The following is a 21,187-nucleotide window of genomic DNA, read 5'->3' as shown; positions in this document are numbered from 1 at the left end:
CAGTGCCGTGGCCGTGGTGGCCTAGCATCCCCTCACATGGCGATGTTCGTGCACCTGACCTCAGCGGCCAACGCGCCGCGGATCCGGCGGTCCGGGATCCGGGCAGTCAGCCACGGGCAGGGCAACGCGCGCGGGGTCTACTGCTTCCCGGTGCTGCCGTCGTACACCCTCACCCACCAATGGCTGCGCGAGCTGGCCCGCTTCGGTACCCGGGGCGGGCTCGTGGCCGTCCACGTACGGCTGGACGACGCCCAGCCCGTGCTCGTCGGACGCTACGGCGACCGGGCGCGAGGCGTACAGGTCACCGTTCCCGCGGCGGAGGCGGTGCGGCGGATCGCCGCACTGGAGGATCCGCGGGGGTGGGAGGTGTTCGTACCCCGGGCGGTCCGGCCGTACGAGGTGCACCGGGTCCGCGGCGCACCGCAGGTGGCGGGCTGGCGGTACCTGCCGGACGCGCACGGGGTGCGGCCCTGTACCTGTTTCGGGTGCCGGGTGCGCGGCGGGTACGGGGCGCGGCGCCTGCGCGAGCGGTTGCCGCATCCGCTGGACGGTCCGCCGCCGCCCACCCGGGTGCTGCTCGCCCGGGTCGCCGCAGCCGGTGAGCCCGGGGACCCGGCCGTGCTGCGGGAAGCACTGCACTGGTTCGCCATGCGCCGCCGGGGCCCGCTCGCCCAGTTGGGCCGCCTAGCCGCCCACCCCGACCCCGGGGTGCGGGAGGAGTTGGTGTGGGCGGTCGCCGGCTGGTCCACCCCCGGGGTCACCGATCTGCTGGACGGCCTCGCCGACGATCCGCACCCGGACGTCCGCGAAGCGGTGGAGTCGGTCCGCACTCCGTAGCGTCCACGCCCCCCCCCGCAACCGACCTCCCCGGCCCGGCCCTTGGCCCCGGCTCCGGCCCGCCCCTCCGGCCCCGGCTCCGGCCCGCCCCTCCGGCCCCGGCCTCGGCTCCGGCCCCAGCCCTTGCCTCGGCTCCCGCCTCGGGGTGGGTCTGACGGACTCCGGCCTCGTCCCGATCGGTACTGTCCAGGGGACATTGGCCATCGCCGGGCCCGACGTGCTCGGACGTCAGACAGGAGCGCCCGGGTGCCGGAGCTCATAGACCACCTCGAGCGCCGACTCGGGCGCATGATCGGTGCTTGGTCCCCACCCGCGGGCGCCGCGCAGGGCGCTCCTCAGGTGGCGTGCTTCCGGGAGGGCCGGATCCCGGGCGTGCAGGCGTTCGCGACGGTCGGCCTCTCCCGCACTCCCTTGTGGCATCCGACCTCGGACAGTCACTTCCACCTGGAACTGCTGGCCTGCGAGAACGCCGGCCGCACCAAGGGCTACGGTCACTTCCCCGATGTACTGGAATACGTGGCCGGGCAGCTGACGGCGAGCGGCGGGGCGATCCTCCGCGGCGACGTGGTGCCGCTTCCCGCACCGTTGCCCGGCGGAACCATGACGTCCCTCTACGCGGGGTTGCCCGTCTACTTCGACGAGGACTTCTTCTCGGTCACCGTCGAGAACGGCACGGCCGTGGCCGTCGTCTGGCTGATCCCCATCACGGCGGAGGAGACCGCCTTCATCCGCGACAAGGGCTGGGAGGCCTTCGAGGACGCGCTGGTTCGCCAGGACCCCGATCTCCTCGATCCCGACCGTCCCCAGCTCGACCTGTAGTGCCCTGCCCGTAGTGCCCTGTCCGCGCGGCCCTGCTCGTGCCGGCCGGCGACAGCGGGCGGACAGCGGCCGGGGGTTAACCCCACCGGGGATCCGGGCACGTGCCCCATGCCGCCCGGGCTCCGGCGGCGGCACGATCGGGAACATGACCACGAAGACGCGTACGCGCGGCACGACGGCCACCGCCGCCACCTACACCGCCCTGGCCCTCTCCGCGGGGCTGCTGCTGACCGGGTGTGCCGTCGGGTCGCTCGTCACCCGCGGCGGTCCGGAGAAGACGGCGAGCGCCGACACCGCGGTGGCCGAAGCCGTCACCGCGGTCGAGGTGGCGGACGCCCGCAGCGGGTCGATCGAGGTCATCGCCGGTTCCGGCCCGGGCGTCACCGTCCGCCGTACGGTCCACTACCGGGGCGACCTCGTGCCCGAGCCCGCGCAGCGGGTCTCCGGCGGTGTACTGACCCTGACCAACGGCAGTTGCTCCGGGAGGTGCGCCATCGACTACCGGCTGGAGGTCCCGGCCTCCGCCACCGTCCGGCTCGACGGCAGCAGCGGCCGCATCACGGTGGCGGGAGTGGCCGGGGCCGACATCGCGACCTCCTCCGGCGCGGTCGGGGCCGACCGGATCTCCGGCCCGCTGAAGATCCGTACCTCCTCGGGCTCGATCACGGCCGAGGGCCTGGCCGGTCCGGGCGCGGACGCCCGCTCCGACTCCGGTGACGTCCGCCTGGCCTTCGCGAAGGCTCCGGGCTCGGTCGCCGTGGAGACCTCCTCGGGCGATGCCCGGGTGAGCGTCCCGCAGGCCCCGTACGCGCTCGACGTCTCCACCGACTCCGGCGCGCGCGAGGTCACCGTCCCCGCCGACCCGTCCGCCACCGCCCGCCTCGCGGTGCGGACCTCGTCGGGGGACATCCGGATCTCGACGCTCCCGGTCTGAGCGGTCTGAGCGGTCTGAGCGGTCCGAGCGGTCCGAGCGGTCCGAGAAGTCCGGATGGACGGCCCGCCACGGAGCCGCTACGGAGCCTCCACGACCTGCCAGTCCTCGATCGGCTTCGTCCGGAACATCGCCCGGTACACCCGCCGCGTGAGCACCTCCGCGCCCGGCCCGTACTCGTCGAGCTCCCCGAAGGCCTCGGCGGCGGATTCGTAGACGAACTTCTTGCCCCTCGCGTTCCGGATGACCCACTCCCGAACGGCGGTGACCCCCACACCTTCCACGTACATGCGGTGAGACTAACCCTCCCCCGAGCGGGCCTTCAGGCGGGGCGCGCGGCGGAGCGGCCGTCCGCCGGTGCGGGGGCGAGGAGGGAGCTCCGGAGCCGGACGACGGTCTCCCGCCACGGGCCGGCGCTGTCGGTCCCGCCCCAGAGCTCCAGGAGTTCGCTGGGCTCGGTGACCACGCGGTCGAGGGCCCGGACGGCGAGGTCGCGCAGGTCGGCGGAGAGCCGGGGGAGCGGCGAGTCCGGGCCGTAGGCCGTGGTCACGGGTTCGCCTAGCCCGATGCAGCCGCCGGAACAGACCGGAATCGGGTGTTCACCATCTGTTCGCCCCCGGCGAACGGCCGTTGGGGAACATTGGCGCGCGCACATGCATTGAGTCGGCATAGCTCAACTTCACTGCCGGAGGGAAGATCATGGCTTCGACGTCCGTAACGCTCACCCTGCCTGTGCTGCCGCTTGACGACGAGGTCGTGCTGCCCGGGATGGTCGTTCCGCTGGACCTGTCCGATGCCGAGGTGCGGGGTGCCGTCGAGGCCGCGCAGGCCGCCGCGGCCGGGGGCAAGCCGAAGGTGCTGCTCGTGCCACGGATCGACGGGACGTACGCCGCGACCGGCGTGCTCGGGACCGTCGAGCAGGTGGGACGGCTGTCCGACGGGGATCCCGGGGCGCTGATCCGGGGGCGCGGGCGGGTCCGTATCGGGGCCGGGACGACCGGGCCCGGGGCCGCGCTCTGGGTCGAGGGCGAGACCGTGGACGAGGCCGTCCCCGATCCACTGCCCGGGGCCGTCACCGAGCTCGTCAAGGAGTACAAGGCGCTCGCCACCAGCTGGCTCAAGAAGCGCGGAGCCTGGCAGGTCGTGGACCGGGTGCAGCAGATCGAGGGCGTGGGCGCCCTCGCCGACAACTCCGGGTACTCGCCCTTCCTGACCACGGCCCAGAAGGTCGAGCTGCTGGAGACGGCGGACCCGGTCGCGCGGCTGCGGCTCGCGGTCAAGGCGCTCAGCGACCACCTCGCCGAGCAGGACGTCGCCGAGTCCATCGCCAAGGACGTGCAGGACGGCGTCGACAAGCAGCAGCGCGAGTTCCTGCTGAAGCGTCAGCTGGAAGCCGTCCGCAAGGAGCTGCGCGAGCTCAGCGGAGAGAAGGACGGGGAGGAGTCCGACGACTACCGGGCCCGGGTCGAGGCCGCCGACCTGCCCGAGAAGGTACGGGAAGCCGCGCTCAAGGAAGTCGACAAGCTGGAGCGCTCCAGCGACCAGTCCCCCGAGGGGTCCTGGATCCGCACCTGGCTGGACACCGTCCTCGAACTGCCCTGGAACGAGCGGACCGAGGACGAGTACGACATCCGCGGAGCGCGCGCCGTCCTGGACGCCGAGCACGCCGGGCTCGGTGACGTGAAGGACCGGATCACCGAGTACCTCGCCGTGCGCAAGCGGCGCTCCGAGCGCGGCATGGGGGTCGTCGGCGGTCGCAGGGGCGGCGCCGTGCTGGCGCTCGTGGGCCCGCCCGGGGTGGGCAAGACTTCCCTGGGGGAGTCCGTCGCCCATGCCATGGGACGCAAGTTCGTCCGCGTGGCCCTCGGCGGAGTCCGGGACGAGGCCGAGATCCGCGGCCACCGGCGTACGTACGTGGGCGCGCTGCCCGGCCGGATCGTACGGGCGATCAAGGAGGCGGGGTCCATGAACCCGGTCGTCCTGCTCGACGAGATCGACAAGGTCGGCTCCGACTTCCGGGGCGACCCGGCGGCCGCCCTGCTGGAGGTCCTGGACCCGGCCCAGAACCACACCTTCCGGGACCACTACCTGGAGGTCGAACTCGACCTGAGCGACGTGGTGTTCCTGGCCACCGCCAATGTCCTGGAGGCCATCCCCGAGGCCCTCGCCGACCGCATGGAGCTGGTGCGCCTCGACGGCTACACCGAGGACGAGAAGGTCGTCATCGCCCGTGACCACCTGCTGCCCCGGCAGCTGGAGCGGGCGGGCCTGGGCGCGGAGGAAGTGGTCCTGGAGGAGGACGCGCTGCGCAGGCTGGCGGGGGAGTACACCCGCGAGGCGGGCGTACGCACCCTGGAGCGGGCCATCGCCCGGCTGCTGCGCAAGGTGGCCTCCCAGCACGAGCTCGGGGAGCGGGAGCTGCCGTACCGGATCGGCGCCGCAGACCTGCGGGACCTCATCGGACGGCCGCACCACGTACCGGAGTCCGCGCAGGACCCGGCGGAGCGGCGCACCGCCGTACCCGGCGTGGCCACCGGTCTCGCCGTGACCGGGGCGGGCGGTGACGTGCTGTTCGTCGAGGCCTCGCTGGCCGATCCCGAGACGGGCGCGGCCGGGCTCACGCTGACCGGCCAGCTCGGGGACGTGATGAAGGAGTCGGCGCAGATCGCGCTCAGCTTCCTGCGCTCGCACGGCGCCGAGCTGGAACTCCCGGTCGCCGACCTGAAGGACCGGGGCGTGCACATCCACTTCCCGGCGGGCGCGGTGCCGAAGGACGGCCCGAGCGCGGGCATCACGATGACGACGGCGCTGGCCTCGCTGCTCTCCGGTCGGCAGGTCCGCACGGACGTGGCCATGACCGGTGAGGTCTCGCTGACCGGGCGGGTACTGCCGATCGGCGGGGTCAAGCAGAAGCTGCTGGCCGCGCACCGGGCCGGGCTGACCACGGTCATCATCCCGAAGCGGAACGAGGCCGACCTGGACGACGTCCCGGCAGAGGTGCTGGAGGGGCTGGAGGTGCACCCGGTGACGGACGTACGCCAGGTCCTGGAGCTGGCCCTCGCCGCCGACGCCGTCCCGGTGACGGCCGTCGCCTGACCGGACCCGTCCGGCCGTTCCCGACCGGACCCATTCCGGCCGTTCCCGACCGGACCCATCCGGCCAGGGCCGACCACGACAGGGCCCGGGATCCCGCTCCGGCGGGGTCCCGGGCTCCCGGCGTTTCCGCTGCGAAATACTGGTGCCCCACACACCACCGAAGGAGCGGGACGTGCACGGGAGCGAAGACCAGGAGTTCCTTGCCCTGGAGCGGGAGCTGTCCGTCTTCCTCCGGCGCGCCCGCGCCTCGTCCGGAGAGATGGCGCGCGCCCTGCACCCCGAGCTGGAGCCGGCCGCCTACGGGCTCCTCGTACGCCTGGAGGCGGCCGGCCGGCAGCGGGCCACCGAGCTCGCGGCGTACTTCGGGGTCGGCAAGGCCACGATGAGCCGGCAGCTGCGGGCCCTTGAGGTCCTTGGCCTGCTGGCCCGCGAACCGGACCCGGCGGACGGCCGGGCCTTCCTGGTCGGGCTCACGGAGGAGGGCCGGGAGCGCTTCCTGCGGGTCCGGGGCGCCCGCCGCGAGCAGTACATGCGCAAGCTCGCGGACTGGGACCGGGGAGAAGTGGCGGAACTGGCGCGGCTGCTGAACCAGTTGAACGCGGGCGAGGAGTAATAAGAGGAGTAGGGGGATTGGGCGGTCCCCACGGCCCTACCCGTCACTTCCCCTACCCGTCACTTCCCCTACCCGTCACTCCCCCTACAACTCCGCGTACCCCGCCGACGCGTCGTCGTGGCGTTTGCCGCGGGTGTGCGGGCGGGTGGGGTCCAACTCCAGGGTGCGGACGCGGTCGATCAGGGACTGGGCGCCCTCCTTGCGCAGCACGGCCAGGCACTCGGCCCAGTCGCCCTCCCCGAACGTGTCCGTCCAGCGGCTCGCCCCGTCCGTGAGCGCCGCCAGCGCCCGGACCTCCGCGCGCGGCGTCCGCCCCGTCACCGCGCGGGCCGCCACCGCAGGGTCCGCGGCGGCGGTGAAGAAGCCGCCCTCGGCGTTGCGCAGCTCGTCCGCCGAGGCCTCCGTACGCAGCCGCTCGCGCGGGATCCGGTCCAGCCGGTCGTCGAGGACCGCCCGCACCTCGCCGCCGGGGGCCTCGAGGAGGAGTACGGAGTCCGAGAGCACCAGGTGCTCGACCCAGGACCCGTCCCAGCGGACCACGACCACCGTCGCCTGCGGCGTCCGAACGTGAGAAAGGTCACAGGTGGCGCGATGGGCGTCGGCGGTGGCCCCGATGGCCTCCGCCAGGACGCGGTCCAGGGGCATGTCCCTTCGGGATCCGGACAGTTCGGCCAATCGGCCACCGAGCCGGGCCGCGAACCAGGGGACTCCGTGCGTGCATCCGACGTCGCCGGGCGGCGGGGTGACCCCGTCGAGCGCGACCAGGACTCCGCCGCCCGACGCGGGCGTCGCGGCCGACAGCCAGTCCTCGTTGGGGCGTTCCGGGTCGCCGGGGGCCGAGGAGAGATCGATGCGCATGTGGACATTCTGCCCGCGCGGGGTGCCCTGGGGCGGCAGAATCCGGGAAAGGTACGGACCAAAGTGGGGTGAGTGGGGCAGGTGGGGAGGGAAGGAACCCTGTGGCCAGGGGGGTGACCGCCGGTATGTGGGCGGGCATCCTGCCAAAAGCCGCATCGATCTTTCAACCACCCGTCCACGGCCGCGCCCTGACACCCGGTCGCCGAGTTGGTCGCCAACTCTTCCGTGCTGTTCACTCCTTCGTGTGGCCGGGTGGGTGATGAGCGGCCCTCCCCCCAACTCACTGCGAAGGTCTGAGGCGGTACGGCGGTACAGCGCAGCGGTACAACGGGGGCGAGGGGGCGTTCACTCGCCGGCCGGCCGTCACCTCGGCCACCCGAGCAGACGGGCACGAGCAGCACACGTAACAGGATTGCGAGCACCGGTGCAGAAGAAGCGGCCGCGGAAGAACGGCACCGTCGCGAACGGCACCGCACCCGACGGCACCGCACCCGACCGGCGAGCCACCGACCGGCGGGCCCCCGACGGCCCGGCCGGCGCGCCCGCTCCCGCGGGCCGCCGCGTCCGCGTGCGCCGCAGGCTGGTCATCGGCGTCGCCGTGGCCGGGCTCGCCGTCCTCGCGGCGGGAGCGCCCGCGGCGATCTCCGCCTCGGCCGACCTGAAGGACTCCCAGCACCTGGTCACCCTCGCCGACCGGAGCCGGCAGACCCTCACCCTCGCCCACCTGCTCGGAGACGAGCGCGACGCCGTCACCGAGTACGTGGCCAAGGGCCGCCCCGGCGGCGCGCAGGCCGCGGTCCAGGAGCGCACCGCGGGCACCGACCGGCAGCTCGCCGAGGTCCGGGCCGACGCCGACGCCGACGAGGAGCTCGCCCGCTCCCTCGGCCGGGTCCGCGCCGTGCGCACCGAGGCCCTCCAGGGCAAGGGCGGCGCCCTCGCCGCCCACCAGGCCTACTCCGGTGTCATCGCCGAACTCCTCGCCCCCGGTGCCCGGATCGCCGAACTGACCCCTCCGCGCGCCGCGGACGCCCTCGTCACCACCCGCCCGCTCGCCCCCCTCGGCCAGGCCGTCGAACAGGCCTCCGCCACCCGGGGGCTGCTGCTCGCCGCGCTCGCCGTCCCCCGCGGCGAACAGTCCCCGGGCGCCGCCGCCGTCGACGAACTCACCACCGCCGCCCAGCGGGCGCGCGTAAGGGAGCAGGGCGCGCTCGAGGATTTCGCCCGGGCCGCGCGTCCCGACGTACGCCAGACCCTCGCCGCCACCGTCACCGGACCCGAGGTCAAAACGGCCGACGACTACCTCAAGCGGCTCACCGACCGGCCGACCCTCTCCAGCGCCGACCGCAAACTCGACCCCGGCACCGTGGGACCCGCCCTCACCGCCCGCGTGGACCGGATGCGCTCGGTCGAGGCCACCCTCGCCTCCCAGCGCGCCACCGCCCTCGCGGCGCTGCGGGACGACGACGTGACCGCGCTGGAAAGCCTGCTGGCCTTCCTCGGCGTGCTGTTCCTGCTCACCCTCGGCATCTCCACCGCCATCGCCCGCTCCCTGACCCGCCCGCTGTCGGTGCTGCGGCGCGGCGCGGCGCGGCTGGCGACGCCGGAGGGCTCGGTGGAGCCGGTCCGGTTCACCGGCCGCAACGACGAGTTCGCCGAGGTCGTGCGCCACCTCAACGCGGTGCGCGACCAGACGGTCTCCCTGCACACCCGGATCGCCGGACTCGACGCCGACCGGCGCCGCCTCATCGGCCGCACCGAGGCGCTCGCCTCGGGCCGCGAGGCCCTGGAGGACGAACTCGCGCAGCTGCGGGCGGGGCTGGAGGAGCACCGGCGCATCATGTCGACCACGTCCGTGTCGCTGTCCCTGCGGACCCTGGGGCTCGTCGAGCGGCAACTCGCCGTCATCGAGGAGCTGGAGTCCGAGGAGCAGGACCCGGAACGGCTCTCCACCCTCTTCAAGCTGGACCACCTGGCGACCGTGATGCGCCGCCACAACGAGAACCTGCTCGTCCTCGCCGGCCAGGAACACGGCCACGGGCAGAGCCTGCCGGTGCCGCTCGTCGACGTCATGCGGGCGGCGGTCAGCGAGATCGAGCGCTACGAGCGCGTCGAACTCGGCGTGCTGCCCTCGTACACGCAGGTCGCCGGGCACGCCGCCGACGACATCTCGCACGTGCTCGCGGAGCTGCTGGAGAACGCGACGACCTTCTCGCCGCCGGACGCCAGGGTGAAGGTGTCCGGATGGCTGCTGGACTCCGGTGACGTGGTGCTGTCCGTCCTGGACGAGGGCATCGGGATCACCGGGGACCGGCTGGGCACGCTGAACGAGCGGCTGGCCACCCCCGAGGCCTACGACGAGGAACCCGAATCGGAGCACGGCCTGGGCCTCGGCCTGTACGTGGCCGGGCGGCTCTCGGCCCGGCACGGCGTGGGCGCGGAGCTGCGCACCTCGCGGCACGGTGGCACGGAGGCCCTGGTCGTCGTACCGGCGGCGCTGCTCCCCGCCACCCCGCCGGTGTCACCGGTCCACACCCTGAGCGCGCCGGGGGCACCCGCGCTGCACCTGCCCGGGGTGATCGCGGAGGCCAACGAGAACACGCTGCCCGCACGGGTACGGGGCCTTGGCGCCGCGGAGGCACCGCTCCCGGCGGAGCCGGCGGTGGCCGCCGGACCGGCCGCGATCCCGGAACGGGCCGTCGCCGCCGAGCACGCCGCCGCTGCCGAGCCCCTCGGGTACCCGGAGCCGGCCGCGGCCCCGGAGCCCGTGTCGACCCCGGAGCTCTTCATGGACGCCGCCGGCACCGGGCCCGCCGTGACCTCCGAGCCGGCCCCGGGTCCGGAGGCGTTCCCGGAAGCGTTCCCCGGGCCGTTCCCCGAGCCCGAGCCGGCGCACGAGACCGCGACGGCGCCAGCTGCTGAGCTGCCCGTCAGGACGGTGGCCGCGGAGCCCGCTCCGTCGGCGTTCGCGCCCCCGGCCGGTCAGCTGCCGCCCACGGAGCAGGTGTTCCGGGTCCAGGCTCCGGCCGAGGTGCCCGCGGAGCGGGTGTTCCGCGTGCCGCCGCAGGCGGAGGTGCCCGCCGAGCAGCTGTTCACCGTAGGGGCACCCGCCGAGGCACCCGCACCCGCCGGGGCACCCGCACCTGCCGGGATCCCCGTGGCGGAACCCCTCACCGACAAGGGCCTGCCCAAGCGGACCCCCCGCGTGGTGGCCACCGGCCCGGCGCAGGACGCGCGCCCCGCGCCGGGCCGCGTGGACGCCGGTGAGCTGCGCCGCAGGCTCGGCGGGTTCTACCGGGGCGCCCAGGACGGGCGGCGCGTGGTGGAGGCCGAGCTGGCGCAGGATCGGCAGCAGGACCCGCGGCGGGACGCACGGCAGGACCAGCGCCAGGACCATGGGCGGGCCGACTACGGGCAGACCGACTACGGGCAGACCGACTACGGGCAGACCGATCAGGGGCAGACCGACCGGGGGGACACCGCACAGGAGGCACGCACATGAACGCGCCCAGTACGTACGGACTGAGCACCCAGGCCCGCAACCTTCAGTGGCTGCTGACCGACCTCGTCGAGGAGGTCCCCGGGGTCAACTCCGTGGCCGTCGTGTCCTCGGACGGGCTCCTGCTGCTGTCCTCGGATCCGGCGGCGCCCGAAACGCCCGCCGCCGCCCGCCCCAAGGGCCCGCGCGGCGCGTCCGCCGATCTCGCGACCATCGTCTCCGGCCTCGGCTCGCTCACCACGGGCGCGGCCGCCCTGATGGACGGCGGCCCGGTCAAGCAGACGATGGTGGCGATGGAGCACGGCTCCGTCTTCGTCATGTCCATCAGCGACGGCTCGCTCCTCGGAGTGCACGCCACGCCGGACTGCGACATGAGCGTCGTCGCCTACCACATGGCCTTGTTCGTGGGCCGTGCCGGCCACGTCCTGACCCCCGAAGTCCGCAGTGAGCTGCGCCAGTCGATGGAGAACACCCCTTGAGGAGTCCGGCCTCCGACCGGCTGCCGATACGCGGCGCCGACCGCCGTCCCGCCCGCGTGCGCCCGTACTCCCTCACGGGCGGCCGCACCCGCTTCACGCAGGTCCTGCACGTCGAGACCTTCGTCGCGGCCCTCGACACCAAGCTGTCCGAGCCGCGGAAGCCCGACCGGATGCCGGAGATGCCGGCGATCGTCGAGGTCTGCCGCCGCATGCGCACGATCGCCGAGATCGCCGCGCTGCTGCAGCTGCCGCTCGGCGTGGTCCGCGTCCTGGTCAGCGACCTCGCCGACCAGGGCAGGATCCGCGTCTACGGGACCGGGCACGGCAGCGGCCGTCCCGACCGCGCGCTGCTCGAAAGGGTGCTCAGTGGGCTCCGCCGTCTCTGAAACCGGGCTCCGCGTCCAGGACCCGAACCCGCGCCCGAACCTGCGCCCGAACCCGCGCCCGGCCCAGAACCCGGCCCCGAATCCCGCCCCGCGCGCGGACGAGCCCGTACAGCCCTGGCAGTACGACCGCTCGCGCGCGCCCGTCGCCGTCAAGGTGCTGGTGGCGGGCGGGTTCGGCGTGGGCAAGACCACGTTCGTCGGTTCCGTCTCCGAGATCGAGCCGCTGCGCACCGAGGCCTTGATGACCGCGGCCGCCGCTCCGACCGACGACCTGTCCGCGACTCCGGACAAGCACACCACCACCGTCGCCATGGACTTCGGCCGCGTCACGCTCGACGACGACCTCGTCCTGTACGTGTACGGGACGCCCGGCCAGGAACGCTTCTGGTTCATGTGGGACGACCTGGTGCGGGGCGCCATCGGCGGGATCGTGCTCGCCGACACCCGCCGGCTGCGCGACTGCTTCCCGGCGCTCGACTACTTCGAGAGCTGCGGGCTGCCGTACGCCGTCGCCGTCAACCACTTCGAGGGCACACCGTCGTACGAACCGGACGACGTGCGGGAGGCGCTGACCATACCGGCCGGCGTACCCGTCGTGATCATGGACGCGAGGCGCCGGGTCACGGTGGTGGAATCCCTGCTGACCCTCGTGGGCCACGCCCTCGACTCGACTCCCGAATAGAGAACGTGCACATGCGCAAGATACTCGTCGTCGGTGCCGGCCAGTCCGGCCTCCAGCTCGCCCTCGGACTCCAGGCGAAGGGGTACGAGGTCACCCTCATGTCCAACCGGACGGCGGACGAGGTCCGCACCGGCCGGGTCATGTCCACGCAGGTCATGTTCGACACCGCGCTCCAGCACGAGCGGGACCTCGGGCTGAACTTCTGGGAGCAGCAGGCCCCGAAGATCGAGGGCCTGGGCGTTTCCGTCGCCGCCCCCGACACCAGCCGAGCCGTCGACTGGCTCGGCAGGCTGAAGGGCCACGCCCAGTCCGTCGACCAGCGCGTGAAGATGGCCGGCTGGCTCGACACCTTCGCGCAGCGCGGCGGCCAGCTGGTCATCCACGGAGCGTCCGTCTCCGACCTCGACTACTTCTCCCGCACCTACGACCTGGTGCTGGTCGCGGCCGGCAAGGGCGAGCTGGTCTCGCTGTTCGGCCGGGACGCGGCCCGCTCCCCGTACGACGCCCCGCAGCGCGCGCTCGCGGTGTCGTACGTGCACGGGCTCGGTCCGCGCCCCGAGCACCCGGAGACCGAGGCCGTGCGCTGCAACCTGGTCCCCGGAGTCGGCGAGCTGTTCGTGATGCCGACGCTGACCACCTCCGGCCGGGCCGACATCCTGTTCTGGGAGGGCGTCCCGGGCGGACCGCTGGACGTCTTCGCGGGCGTGCAGGACCCGGCGGACCATCTCGCGCTGACGCTGGAACTGATGGAGAAGTTCACGCCCTGGGAGTACGCGCGGGCGACGAAGGTGGAGCTGACGGACGCGGGCGCCACGCTCGCCGGCCGTTACGCGCCCGTCGTGCGGGGCCCCATCGGCCGGCTGCCCGGCGGCGGTCTGGTGCTGGGCGTCGCGGACGTGGTCGTCACCAACGACCCGATCACCGGGCAGGGCTCGAACTCCGCGGCCAAGTGCGCGGCCTCGTACCTCTCGTCGATCCTCATGCACGGGGACAACCCGTTCGACGAGGCGTGGATGAAGGCCACCTTCGACAAGTACTGGTTCACCAGCGGCAAGCCGACCACCCAGTGGACGAACGCCATGCTCGGCGTCCCGCCGGAGCACGTGCTGAACCTGATCGGCGCGGCCGGGCAGCTCCAGCCGGTGGCGGATCGTTTCGCCAACGGCTTCGACAACCCGGCCGACTTCGACGCGTACTTCTACGACCCCGAGGACGCGGCGGACTACCTGTCGGAGGTCGCGGGAGCCTCGGCCTCCGAGTAGCCCGTGTCGTCCCCTGCCGCCGTCCCCGTCCCCGTCCCCGCCGCCGACGTCCCGGACTCGGGCAGCGGCGGCGGGCTGAAGGCGGTGAGCGGCGCCCCGTCGGGGTCCGGCCGTACCGCGCCGAGCAGCGGATTCGCGGCGATCGGCGAGACCTTGACCTTCGCGCCCGGCCGGGGCGCCTGGATCACCTTGCCGTCGCCCACGTACAGGGCCACGTGCGTGGCGGTCGGGAAGTACACCACCAGGTCCCCGGGCCGGAGCTCGTCCAGGGGCACCCTGGGCAGCTGGGCCCACTGCTCCTGACTGGTCCGGGGGATCGTGCGGCCCGCGTGCGCCCAGGCCTGCGAGGTGAGCCCGGAGCAGTCGAAGGAGGCCGGCCCCTCGGCGCCCCAGACGTACGGCTTCCCGATCTGGGCGGTCGCGTACGTGAGGGCCGTGCCGCCGGCCGCGGTGGGGTTACGGGACTGCGCGCCGAGCTTCCCCGACTCGACCAGCTCCCGCTGCGCGGTGGCGGTGACCTCGGCCTCGCGCGTCCCCAGCTCGGTGAGCTGGGCGGGGGTGAGGGAGGCGATCATGCGCTCGACCTCCCCCAACTGCGCGGCGGCCTCGTCCTTGCGCTTCTTCGTGTCGGCGGCCAGCTTCTGCTCGGAGTCCAGGGCCTTGCGGGCGGCGGCCGCGAGGACGTCGGCCTGCTGCTCGCCCCGGGCGAGCCGGTCCAGCGCGGCCGCCCGCCGGGTGCCCTCGCGCTCCGCGATCCGGCGCTGGTCCAGGGCCCCCTGGGGGTCCCCGGCGAACAGCATCCGGGCGTAGGGGGAGAACCCGCGGGCCCCCTTGTACTGCTCGCGCGCCAGCCGGCCGGCGGTGGCCTGGGCGCCGTTGACCGCGGTACGGGCCTTGCCGAGCTCGGTGCTGAGCCGGCGCTCCTCGCCCTGGCGGGCGGTGAGGGCGGTCTCGGCGGCGTTGTAGGCCTCGGTGGCCTGCTCCGCCCGCTGGTAGAGGCCTTGGAGCCGGGTGAGGAGAACGCCGACGGGCTCGGCGGGGGCGTTTGGCTCCGCGGGTGCATTTGGCTCCGCGGGCGCTTCGGGTGCTTCAGGTGCTTCGGGTGCCCCGGCTGCCCCCGCTGTTTCGGCTGCTCCGGGCACCACCGGTGCGGCCGGCTCGGCGTGGGCGCCGGGGAGCGGGCCAGCCGTGACGAGGGCTGCGGCGAGGCAGGCGGCGCGAAGCAGCCGACGCCGATGTCGACGTGACATGTGGTCACCTCCAGGCGGCCGATGCTGCCACGCCCGGTATGACAAATCGCCCAACGGTGTCGGCCGGTCGCGCCGGGGTCACCCGGTCGGCCCCCTCCCGGCCGCCGCCCTCGCGGGAGCCCGCGGCCGGGCCCGGCCCGGCGGCTGACCGGGAGCCGCCTTCCCGGCTCGGCGGCCCCCGCCGGGTCGTCGTCACGTTCTCCCGGGCCCGCGGCCGGGCATATCCGGACCGGCAGCCGGCCGGGAGCCGCCTTCCCCGCTCGGCGACCCTCCGCCCGCCCGTGCCGTCAGTCCCGGAGCAGCCGGGCCTTGGCCGCCGTGAACTCCTCCGGGGTCAGCAGTCCTTCGCGGGCCAGGGCCGACAGCCGGGTCAGGCGCTCGGTGAGGTCGGTTCCGTCCGCCACCGGCCGGTCCGGGGGGCCGGCCGCGGGGGTCGTAGGGGCCGTGGCGGCCGGGCCGGGTCCGGGCTCGGCGGGGGCGGCCGGGCCGCTGCCGGTGTCCTGCGGGGGGCGGGGGTCCTGCTGCCGGGCCGTGTCCCAGACGTAGGCCCCGCCGGCCAGGATCCCGCGCAGCAGCGGGCTTCCCGAGGGGCGCCGGGAGGGGTTCACGACGGATCCGATGGGGCGGATGAACATCAGGCCGCCCCCAGCCGGTCGGCCGGGAGGCGTACCGCTCCGGCGATCCGGCCGCCCGCCGCCCGTACGGCGATCGCGGCGTCCTCGGCCCATACGTGTTCGACGACCAGGAGCAGGGCGCAGCTGCCGCGGGCCATCAGCCCGGCCGATTCCCGTACGTCCTCCGGGCCGATCAGCGGGGCGGCCTCGCGGTGGGCGAGCAGGCCCCGGAGTTCGACGAACTCGTCGAACTCCGCCGACAGCACCTCGCCGGCCGCGGTCTTGGTGGCGACCAGGCCGTCGATCAGCCGTACCACCCCGGCCTTGCGCAGCCCCATCACCGCCTCGACCGCCGCGACCCGCAGCTGTTCTTCCGGAAAGGCCAGGACGATGAACTCCGCAGGTCCCATGGGGAGAGGCTCCTGATCCGCTGATCTGCTGACCGGACGATCCGATCCGATCCGCTCCGCTACTTCGCTTCCGACCGGTTCTGACGACTCTTCGGCACACTATGACATAAGCGGACATACAACCAGGCTCCTTGCTACGTTTCCCCGTATGACCGCTCTGACGGCAAAGGTGGCGGAGCCCGCTCCGCCACCGCCACCCGATGCCCGCGCTCCCAAGCGCCGCGGAGTCGAGCTGTCGCTGCTCTGCGGCGCCGTCCTGATCGCCGTACTCGGCCACCTCTACGTGGGCCTCACCACCACCGGCCACGTCCCCCGCCCGGCCGCCCACTACGCCGCCGGACTCGCCGTCGCGGCGCTCGTCGCCCACCTCGCCGTCCGGCTGTTCGCCCCGTACGCCGATCCGCTGCTGCTCCCGATCGCCGTCCTGCTCAACGGCCTCGGCCTGGTCCTCATCCAGCGCCTCGACGCCACCACCCCCGGCAACGCCACCGCCGACGAGCAACTGCGCTGGTCCGCCCTCGGGGTGGCGCTCTTCGTGCTCGCGGTCGCGCTGCTGCGCGACCACCGGGTGCTGCAGAAGTACGCGTACCTCTCCGTGGCCGCCGCGCTCGCTCTGATGCTCGTACCGGTCTTCTTCCCGGCGGTGAACGGCGCCCACATCTGGATCCGGTTCGCCGGACTCTCCTTCCAGCCGGGGGAGTTCGCCAAGATCCTGCTCGCCGTCTTCTTCGCCGCCTACCTCGCGGCGAACCGCACCGCCCTGGCCCTCACCGGCCGCACCCTCTTCTGGAAACTGAAGCTGCTGCCCGGCAGGGTCCTCGGCCCGATCCTCGCCATCTGGCTGCTCTCCGTCGGGGTGCTTGTCCTGGAACGGGACCTGGGGACCTCGCTGCTCTTCTTCGGGCTCTTCGTCATCATGCTGTTCACCGCCACCGGCCGGATCGGCTGGATCGCCATCGGGCTGCTGCTGGCCGCCGTGGGCGCGTACGCCGTCGGGACGTTCGAGCCGCACGTGAACAGCCGCGTGGACGACTGGCTGAATCCTTTCGCCTCCATCGAACGCGGAGACGGCCCCGGCCAGCTGGCCCAGTCCCTCTTCGCCTTCGGGGCCGGCGGACTCCTCGGCGCCGGACTCGGCCACGGCCAGTCCTTCCTCATCGGCTTCGCCGCCAAATCGGACTTCATCCTCGCCACGGCAGGCGAGGAGCTCGGCCTGGTCGGCCTCACCGCGATCCTGCTCCTCTACGGGCTCCTCGTCGCCCGCGGCTTCCGCGCCGGGCTCGCCCTGCGCGACCCCTTCGGCCGCCTCCTGGCCACCGGACTCGCCTCGATCGTCGCGCTCCAGGTGTTCGTCATCGCCGGCGGAGTCACCGGGCTGATCCCGCTGACCGGGATGGCGATGCCCTTCCTCGCCCAGGGCGGCTCCTCCGTCGTCACCAACTGGATCATCGTCGCCGTCCTGGCCCGGCTCAGCGACAGCGCCCGCAGACCCCGGCCGGCCGAGGAGGCCGAAGCGTGATCCGCTACATCCGCTGGTGCGCGTACTTCTGCGCCCTGCTGCTCGTCGCCCTGCTGGTCAACGTCGCCCGCGTGCAGGTCTGGGAGTCCGCCGGCTACGGCGCGAACCCGGCCAACAAGCGCCCCGCCATCGAGCGCTACGCCGAACCGCGCGGCGAGATCACCGTCGAAGGCCGTCCCGTCACCGGCTCCCGGGACAGCCGCCAGCTGCTGCGCTACGAGCGGACGTACAAGAACGGCCCGCTCTACGCGCCGGTCACCGGCTTCTCCTCCCAGACCTACGGGACCAGCTTCCTGGAGCGCGCCGAGGACCCGGTCCTCTCCGGCACCGACCCCGGGCTCTCGGCCTTCCCGCTCTGGTACGAGCTCTCGCGCGGGCGTCCGGGCGGCGGCGTCGCCGCCACCACCATCCGGGCGAACATGCAGCTGGCCGCGTACACCGGGCTCGCGGGCAAGCGGGGCGCGGTCGCCGCGATCGAGCCCGCCACGGGCAGGATCCTCGCGCTGGTCAGCAGCCCCTCCTACGACCCGGCGGTGCTCTCCGGTACCGGGGCGCAGGTCAAGGCGGCCTGGGCGAGGCTCAACGCGGACCCCGCCAAGCCGATGCTCAACCGCGCACTGCGCGAGACGTACCCGCCCGGCTCCACCTTCAAGATCGTGACGGCTGCGGCCGCCCTCGACGCGGGCGTGGTCACCGACGTGGACGCGCCGACCCAGACCCCGGACCCGTACCCGCTGCCCGGCACCAGCACCCTGCTGCCGAACGCGGGCACGGGCTGCGCCGACGCCTCGATGGCGGACGCGATCCAGTGGTCGTGCAACACGGTGATGGCGAAGATCGGCGTTCAGGTCGGGCTGCGCGGGATGACGGAGGCGGCGCGCAGGTTCGGGTTCAACGACGGCGGACTGCGGGTGCCCTCCTGGGTGTCGCGGTCGAACTTCGACACCGACATGAGCCCGGACCAGCTGGCCCTGTCCTCGATCGGCCAGTTCAACACCAGGGCCACGCCGCTGCAGATGGCGATGGTGGCGGCGGCCGTCGCCAACGACGGGGAGCTCAAGGCGCCCTACCTGGTGGACCGCACGACACAGGACGACGGGGATCCGGTCCGCCGCACCGACCAGCGCAGCCTCGGCCGGGCGATGACCCCGGTGACCGCGATGCGGATGCAGGAGCTGATGGTGAAGGTGGTGGAGAACGGCACGGGCCGCAACGCGGCGATCCCGGGCGCGGTGGTCGGCGGCAAGACCGGCACCGCCCAGCACGGGGTCGGCAACGCGGGCACCCCGTACGCCTGGTTCATCTCCTGGGCCGGACCCGGGGGCGGGCGGCCACCGGCGGTCGCGGTCGCAGTGGTCGTGGAGGACGCCTCGGCCGTCCGCGGGGACATCAGCGGCAACGGCGCGGCCGCGCCGATCGCCCGGGCGGTGATGGAGGCGGCGCTGTCGACCCCCTGAAACCGGTGATGCGGAGTGACGGCGAGTGGGACCGGCTGCGGCCGTTCCCGCCGGTCACCTCACCTCACCTCACACGTCACCTCACCTCGCCTCACCGCATTAGCCGGCCGATCCCTCGGCGATGGTCCCGGCCACCTCCGCCACCCGCTGCTCCTCCTCGGCCGCGAACCGCTCGCGGTCGAGTGCCTCGGCGATCTCCTCGTCCTGGCGCATCAGCAGGTCCAGGTTGGAGTTGCCCATCTCGAAGACGCCCATGTCCAGGTACGCCTTCTGCAGCCGCTCGCCCCACAGCCCGATGTCCTTCACGCAGGGCACGATCCGGCTGAACAGCAGCTTGCGGAAGAGCGCCAGGAACTCGGAGCGCTCGCTGAAGTCCTCCGCCTCCTTGCGGGGGATGCCGAAGTTCTCCAGCACCTCCACCCCGCGCAGCCGGTCCCGCATCAGGTAGCAGCCCTCGATCACGAACTCCTCGCGCTCGCGCAGTTCGGCGTCCGACAGCTGCTTGTAGTAGTCGCGCAGCGCCATCCGCCCGAACGCCACGTGCCGTGCCTCGTCCTGCATCACGTAGGCCAGGATCTGCTTGGGCAGCGGCTTGTTGGTGGTGTCGCGGATCATGCCGAACGCTGCCAGCGCCAGCCCCTCGATGAGCACCTGCATGCCCAGGTACGGCATGTCCCAGCGGGAGTCGCGCAAGGTGTCGCCGAGCAGGCCCTGCAGGCTGTCGTTGATCGGGTAGAGCATCCCGATCTTCTCGTGCAGGAACCGCCCGAAGATCTCCGCGTGCCGTGCCTCGTCCATGGTCTGGGTGGCGGAGTAGAACTTCGCGTCCAGGTCCGGCACCGATTCGACGATGCGCGCCGCGCACACCATCGCGCCCTGCTCGCCGTGCAGGAACTGGCTGAAGTTCCATGCGCTGTAGTGCCGGCGCAGCTCGCCCCGGTCCCGTTCCGTGAGCTTGGCCCAGTGCCGGGTGCCGTGCAGCGGCAGCGCCTCGTCCGGGGTGCCCAGCGGATCGTACGGGTCCACCTCCATGTCCCAGTCGATGCGCTTGGCGCCGTCCCACTGCTTGTCCTTGCCCTTCTGGTAGAGCGCGAGCAGCCGTTCGCGGCCCTCCGCGTACTCCCAGCTGAAGCGGGCACTGCCGGACGCGGGGACCGACCAGACGGTTCCACCCGGGTCACTGGTGTAGAGCTCGTGCGTTGACACTGACGCCCCCCATGTCTCGCGTAGCCGTGTACTACTTCCGTACAGGACCGGACCGGACAGTTGGCAGCGTCACACGTTGGTAGACGCGCGGTCAACAAGTCGTGCGTGAGGGATTGACGGTCTTGCTGACAGGCAGTCTCATAAGAAGTGACCGCCGGTAACTCGACGACGAGGTGTCCGAAGCCATGACCACCGTGACCGAACGAGCCGAGCTCCGCGACGCCCTCGGCCTGCTCAAGGACCGCGAGCAGATCGCCGAGCGGCTGCTCGAATCCTCGGCGAAGCACTCCTTCGACCCGGACAGGGAACTCGACTGGGACGCCCCGCCCATCGACGGCAAGTACTACTGGCCGCCGGAGTTGCTCTCCCTCTTCGACACCCCGCTGTGGAAGAAGATGGGCGAGGAGCAGCGCATCGAACTCTCCCGCCACGAGGCGGCGGCGCTCGGCTCGCTCGGCATCTGGTTCGAGATCATCCTCATGCAGCTGCTCACCCGGCACATCTACGACAAGCCGCTGACCAGCAATCACGTCCGGTACGCGCTCACCGAGATAGCCGACGAGTGCCGCCACTCGATGATGTTCGCCCGCATGATCAAGACGGGCGGCGCCCCCGAGTACCCGGTCTCCCGCACCAACCACAACCTCGCCCGCGTGCTGAAGACCGTCTCCACCACCCCCGGTTCCTTCGCCTGCACCCTCCTCGGCGAGGAGATCCTCGACTGGATGCAGCGCCTGACCTTCCCGGACGAGCGCATCCAGCCCCTCGTGCGCGGAGTCACCCGCATCCACGTCATCGAGGAGGCCCGCCACGTCCGCTACGCCCGCGAGGAGCTGCGCCGCCAGATGCTCACGGCCCCGCGCTGGGAGCAGGAGCTGACCCGCGTCAGCTGCGGCCAGGCGGCCCGCGTGTTCTCGCAGGCCTTCGTGAACCCGGCGGTCTACGACAACGTCGGCCTCGACCGGCGCGAGGCACTGGCCCAGGTCAAGGCGAGCGGCCACCGCCGGGAGGTCATGCAGGCCGGGGCGAAGCGGCTCACCGACTTCCTCGACGACATCGGCGTCATGCGCGGGGTCGGCCGCAAGCTGTGGAAGCGCTCGGGGCTGCTGGCTTGAGGGCTCCGGGGGGGGCGTATGTGAGGGCTGCGTGCCCGGGGGTTTCCGCACCTGAGGTTTCCGCACCGGGAGGCTACGCTCCCGGGTTTTCCGCATCTGAGGACTCCTCGGTCGAGGCCCTTCGGGAGGGGGTTCCCCGACGGGGACTTCGCGGTCG

General features: G+C 73.1%; 20 protein-coding genes. 13 read left to right on the top strand and 7 right to left on the bottom strand.

The annotated features are described in order from the left end of the window. The first annotated feature begins 36 nt into the window (after positions 1–36). The 3 genes from OG904_RS08360 (at position 37) to OG904_RS08350 (ending at position 2,590) form a co-directional block, all read left to right on the top strand. Entirely contained in the window at positions 37–837 is an 801-nt protein-coding gene (locus OG904_RS08360; RefSeq protein WP_405488897.1) for a HEAT repeat domain-containing protein, read from the top strand. Positions 838–1,083: 246 nt separating this feature from the next. Beyond that, positions 1,084–1,656: a suppressor of fused domain protein gene (locus OG904_RS08355; RefSeq protein WP_405488895.1), complete on the top strand. Its 573-nt coding sequence runs from the start codon at positions 1,084–1,086 to the stop codon at positions 1,654–1,656. A gap of 145 nt (positions 1,657–1,801) precedes the next feature. Continuing rightward, complete coding sequence (locus OG904_RS08350; protein ID WP_405488893.1) at positions 1,802–2,590, top strand: DUF4097 family beta strand repeat-containing protein; 789 nt, start codon at positions 1,802–1,804, stop codon at positions 2,588–2,590. A gap of 77 nt (positions 2,591–2,667) precedes the next feature. Here the strand turns inward: OG904_RS08350 and OG904_RS08345 are convergent, their stop codons facing one another. Both OG904_RS08345 and OG904_RS08340 read right to left on the bottom strand, forming a co-directional pair. After that, complete coding sequence (locus OG904_RS08345; RefSeq protein ID WP_405488891.1) at positions 2,668–2,877, bottom strand: hypothetical protein; 210 nt, start codon at positions 2,875–2,877, stop codon at positions 2,668–2,670. 32 nt (positions 2,878–2,909) lie between these two features. Continuing rightward, positions 2,910–3,137, bottom strand: a complete 228-nt coding sequence (locus tag OG904_RS08340) for a DUF4259 domain-containing protein (protein ID WP_405488889.1) — start codon at positions 3,135–3,137, stop codon at positions 2,910–2,912. Positions 3,138–3,286: 149 nt separating this feature from the next. Here OG904_RS08340 and lon point away from each other — a divergent pair, with 149 nt between their 5' ends. Both lon and OG904_RS08330 read left to right on the top strand, forming a co-directional pair. Next, positions 3,287–5,683, top strand: a complete 2,397-nt coding sequence (lon, locus tag OG904_RS08335; protein WP_405488887.1) for an endopeptidase La — start codon at positions 3,287–3,289, stop codon at positions 5,681–5,683. A 172-nt stretch (positions 5,684–5,855) separates the two neighbouring features. Then, positions 5,856–6,296, top strand: coding sequence for a MarR family winged helix-turn-helix transcriptional regulator (locus tag OG904_RS08330; protein ID WP_405488885.1), 441 nt, complete (start codon positions 5,856–5,858; stop codon positions 6,294–6,296). A gap of 84 nt (positions 6,297–6,380) precedes the next feature. On the opposite strand, the gene OG904_RS08325 is transcribed toward OG904_RS08330, so the two are convergent. Further along, positions 6,381–7,154, bottom strand: a complete 774-nt coding sequence (locus OG904_RS08325) for a protein phosphatase 2C domain-containing protein (protein WP_405488883.1) — start codon at positions 7,152–7,154, stop codon at positions 6,381–6,383. Between the two features lie 424 nt (positions 7,155–7,578). Here OG904_RS08325 and OG904_RS08320 point away from each other — a divergent pair, with 424 nt between their 5' ends. The 5 genes from OG904_RS08320 to OG904_RS08300 are packed head-to-tail and all read left to right on the top strand — an operon-like array spanning position 7,579 to position 13,459. Beyond that, positions 7,579–10,653 (top strand): nitrate- and nitrite sensing domain-containing protein, encoded by a 3,075-nt coding sequence (locus OG904_RS08320; RefSeq protein ID WP_405488881.1) that lies wholly within the window; start codon positions 7,579–7,581, stop codon positions 10,651–10,653. Then, the gene (locus OG904_RS08315) at positions 10,650–11,129 is read left to right on the top strand and encodes a roadblock/LC7 domain-containing protein (protein WP_405488879.1); all 480 of its coding nucleotides are present in this window, start codon (positions 10,650–10,652) and stop codon (positions 11,127–11,129) included. Before OG904_RS08320 ends, OG904_RS08315 begins: the two co-directional genes overlap by 4 nt. Beyond that, positions 11,126–11,515 carry a DUF742 domain-containing protein gene (locus OG904_RS08310; protein WP_405488877.1) on the top strand — a complete coding sequence of 130 codons (390 nt, stop codon included), beginning with the start codon at positions 11,126–11,128 and terminating at the stop codon, positions 11,513–11,515. Before OG904_RS08315 ends, OG904_RS08310 begins: the two co-directional genes overlap by 4 nt. Before the next feature lie 40 nt (positions 11,516–11,555). After that, positions 11,556–12,197, top strand: a complete 642-nt coding sequence (locus OG904_RS08305) for a GTP-binding protein (protein ID WP_405497866.1) — start codon at positions 11,556–11,558, stop codon at positions 12,195–12,197. Between the two features lie 11 nt (positions 12,198–12,208). Next, a complete protein-coding gene (locus tag OG904_RS08300; RefSeq protein ID WP_405488875.1) occupies positions 12,209–13,459 on the top strand; it encodes a styrene monooxygenase/indole monooxygenase family protein in 1,251 nt (416 codons plus the stop codon). Here the strand turns inward: OG904_RS08300 and OG904_RS08295 are convergent. The 3 genes from OG904_RS08295 to OG904_RS08285 form a co-directional block, all read right to left on the bottom strand. Continuing rightward, positions 13,420–14,709 (bottom strand): NlpC/P60 family protein, encoded by a 1,290-nt coding sequence (locus OG904_RS08295; protein WP_405488873.1) that lies wholly within the window; start codon positions 14,707–14,709, stop codon positions 13,420–13,422. The two genes, OG904_RS08300 and OG904_RS08295, sit on opposite strands and share 40 nt — an antisense overlap. A gap of 287 nt (positions 14,710–14,996) precedes the next feature. Beyond that, positions 14,997–15,344: a hypothetical protein gene (locus OG904_RS08290; RefSeq protein ID WP_405488871.1), complete on the bottom strand. Its 348-nt coding sequence runs from the start codon at positions 15,342–15,344 to the stop codon at positions 14,997–14,999. Next, complete coding sequence (locus tag OG904_RS08285; RefSeq protein ID WP_405488869.1) at positions 15,344–15,733, bottom strand: DUF6325 family protein; 390 nt, start codon at positions 15,731–15,733, stop codon at positions 15,344–15,346. The genes OG904_RS08290 and OG904_RS08285 overlap by 1 nt, the downstream gene beginning before the upstream one ends. Before the next feature lie 148 nt (positions 15,734–15,881). Here OG904_RS08285 and OG904_RS08280 point away from each other — a divergent pair, with 148 nt between their 5' ends. Both OG904_RS08280 and OG904_RS08275 read left to right on the top strand, forming a co-directional pair. Then, entirely contained in the window at positions 15,882–17,252 is a 1,371-nt protein-coding gene (locus OG904_RS08280; RefSeq protein ID WP_405488867.1) for an FtsW/RodA/SpoVE family cell cycle protein, read from the top strand. Continuing rightward, positions 17,249–18,709 (top strand): penicillin-binding transpeptidase domain-containing protein, encoded by a 1,461-nt coding sequence (locus OG904_RS08275; RefSeq protein WP_405488865.1) that lies wholly within the window; start codon positions 17,249–17,251, stop codon positions 18,707–18,709. The genes OG904_RS08280 and OG904_RS08275 overlap by 4 nt, the downstream gene beginning before the upstream one ends. A gap of 99 nt (positions 18,710–18,808) precedes the next feature. Here OG904_RS08275 and OG904_RS08270 read toward each other — a convergent pair whose 3' ends face one another. Next, positions 18,809–19,915: a ferritin-like domain-containing protein gene (locus OG904_RS08270; protein ID WP_405488863.1), complete on the bottom strand. Its 1,107-nt coding sequence runs from the start codon at positions 19,913–19,915 to the stop codon at positions 18,809–18,811. Between the two features lie 185 nt (positions 19,916–20,100). Between OG904_RS08270 and OG904_RS08265 the strand changes: the two genes are divergently transcribed. Continuing rightward, the gene (locus OG904_RS08265) at positions 20,101–21,030 is read left to right on the top strand and encodes a diiron oxygenase (RefSeq protein ID WP_405488861.1); all 930 of its coding nucleotides are present in this window, start codon (positions 20,101–20,103) and stop codon (positions 21,028–21,030) included. The last annotated feature ends 157 nt before the right edge of the window (positions 21,031–21,187 follow it).

The sequence above is a fragment of the Streptomyces sp. NBC_00096 genome, assembly GCF_045041305.1.
GTDB lineage: Bacteria > Actinomycetota > Actinomycetes > Streptomycetales > Streptomycetaceae > Streptomyces.
Note: the sequence above shows the minus strand (reverse complement) of the source record. Positions and strands in the feature narration are given on the sequence as shown.

Bases quoted from the DNA above. Each gene is read 5' to 3' on its own strand.
- OG904_RS08360 (WP_405488897.1), top strand. From the start codon at position 37: ATGGCGATGTTCGTGCACCTGACCTCAGCGGCCAACGCGCCGCGGATC.
- OG904_RS08350 (WP_405488893.1), top strand. From the start codon at position 1,802: ATGACCACGAAGACGCGTACGCGCGGCACGACGGCCACCGCCGCCACC.
- OG904_RS08345 (WP_405488891.1), bottom strand. From the start codon at position 2,877: ATGTACGTGGAAGGTGTGGGGGTCACCGCCGTTCGGGAGTGGGTCATC.
- lon (WP_405488887.1), top strand. From the start codon at position 3,287: ATGGCTTCGACGTCCGTAACGCTCACCCTGCCTGTGCTGCCGCTTGAC.
- OG904_RS08325 (WP_405488883.1), bottom strand. From the start codon at position 7,154: ATGCGCATCGATCTCTCCTCGGCCCCCGGCGACCCGGAACGCCCCAAC.
- OG904_RS08315 (WP_405488879.1), top strand. From the start codon at position 10,650: ATGAACGCGCCCAGTACGTACGGACTGAGCACCCAGGCCCGCAACCTT.
- OG904_RS08300 (WP_405488875.1), top strand. From the start codon at position 12,209: ATGCGCAAGATACTCGTCGTCGGTGCCGGCCAGTCCGGCCTCCAGCTC.
- OG904_RS08295 (WP_405488873.1), bottom strand. From the start codon at position 14,709: ATGTCACGTCGACATCGGCGTCGGCTGCTTCGCGCCGCCTGCCTCGCC.
- OG904_RS08290 (WP_405488871.1), bottom strand. From the start codon at position 15,344: ATGTTCATCCGCCCCATCGGATCCGTCGTGAACCCCTCCCGGCGCCCC.
- OG904_RS08285 (WP_405488869.1), bottom strand. From the start codon at position 15,733: ATGGGACCTGCGGAGTTCATCGTCCTGGCCTTTCCGGAAGAACAGCTG.
- OG904_RS08280 (WP_405488867.1), top strand. From the start codon at position 15,882: ATGACCGCTCTGACGGCAAAGGTGGCGGAGCCCGCTCCGCCACCGCCA.
- OG904_RS08265 (WP_405488861.1), top strand. From the start codon at position 20,101: ATGACCACCGTGACCGAACGAGCCGAGCTCCGCGACGCCCTCGGCCTG.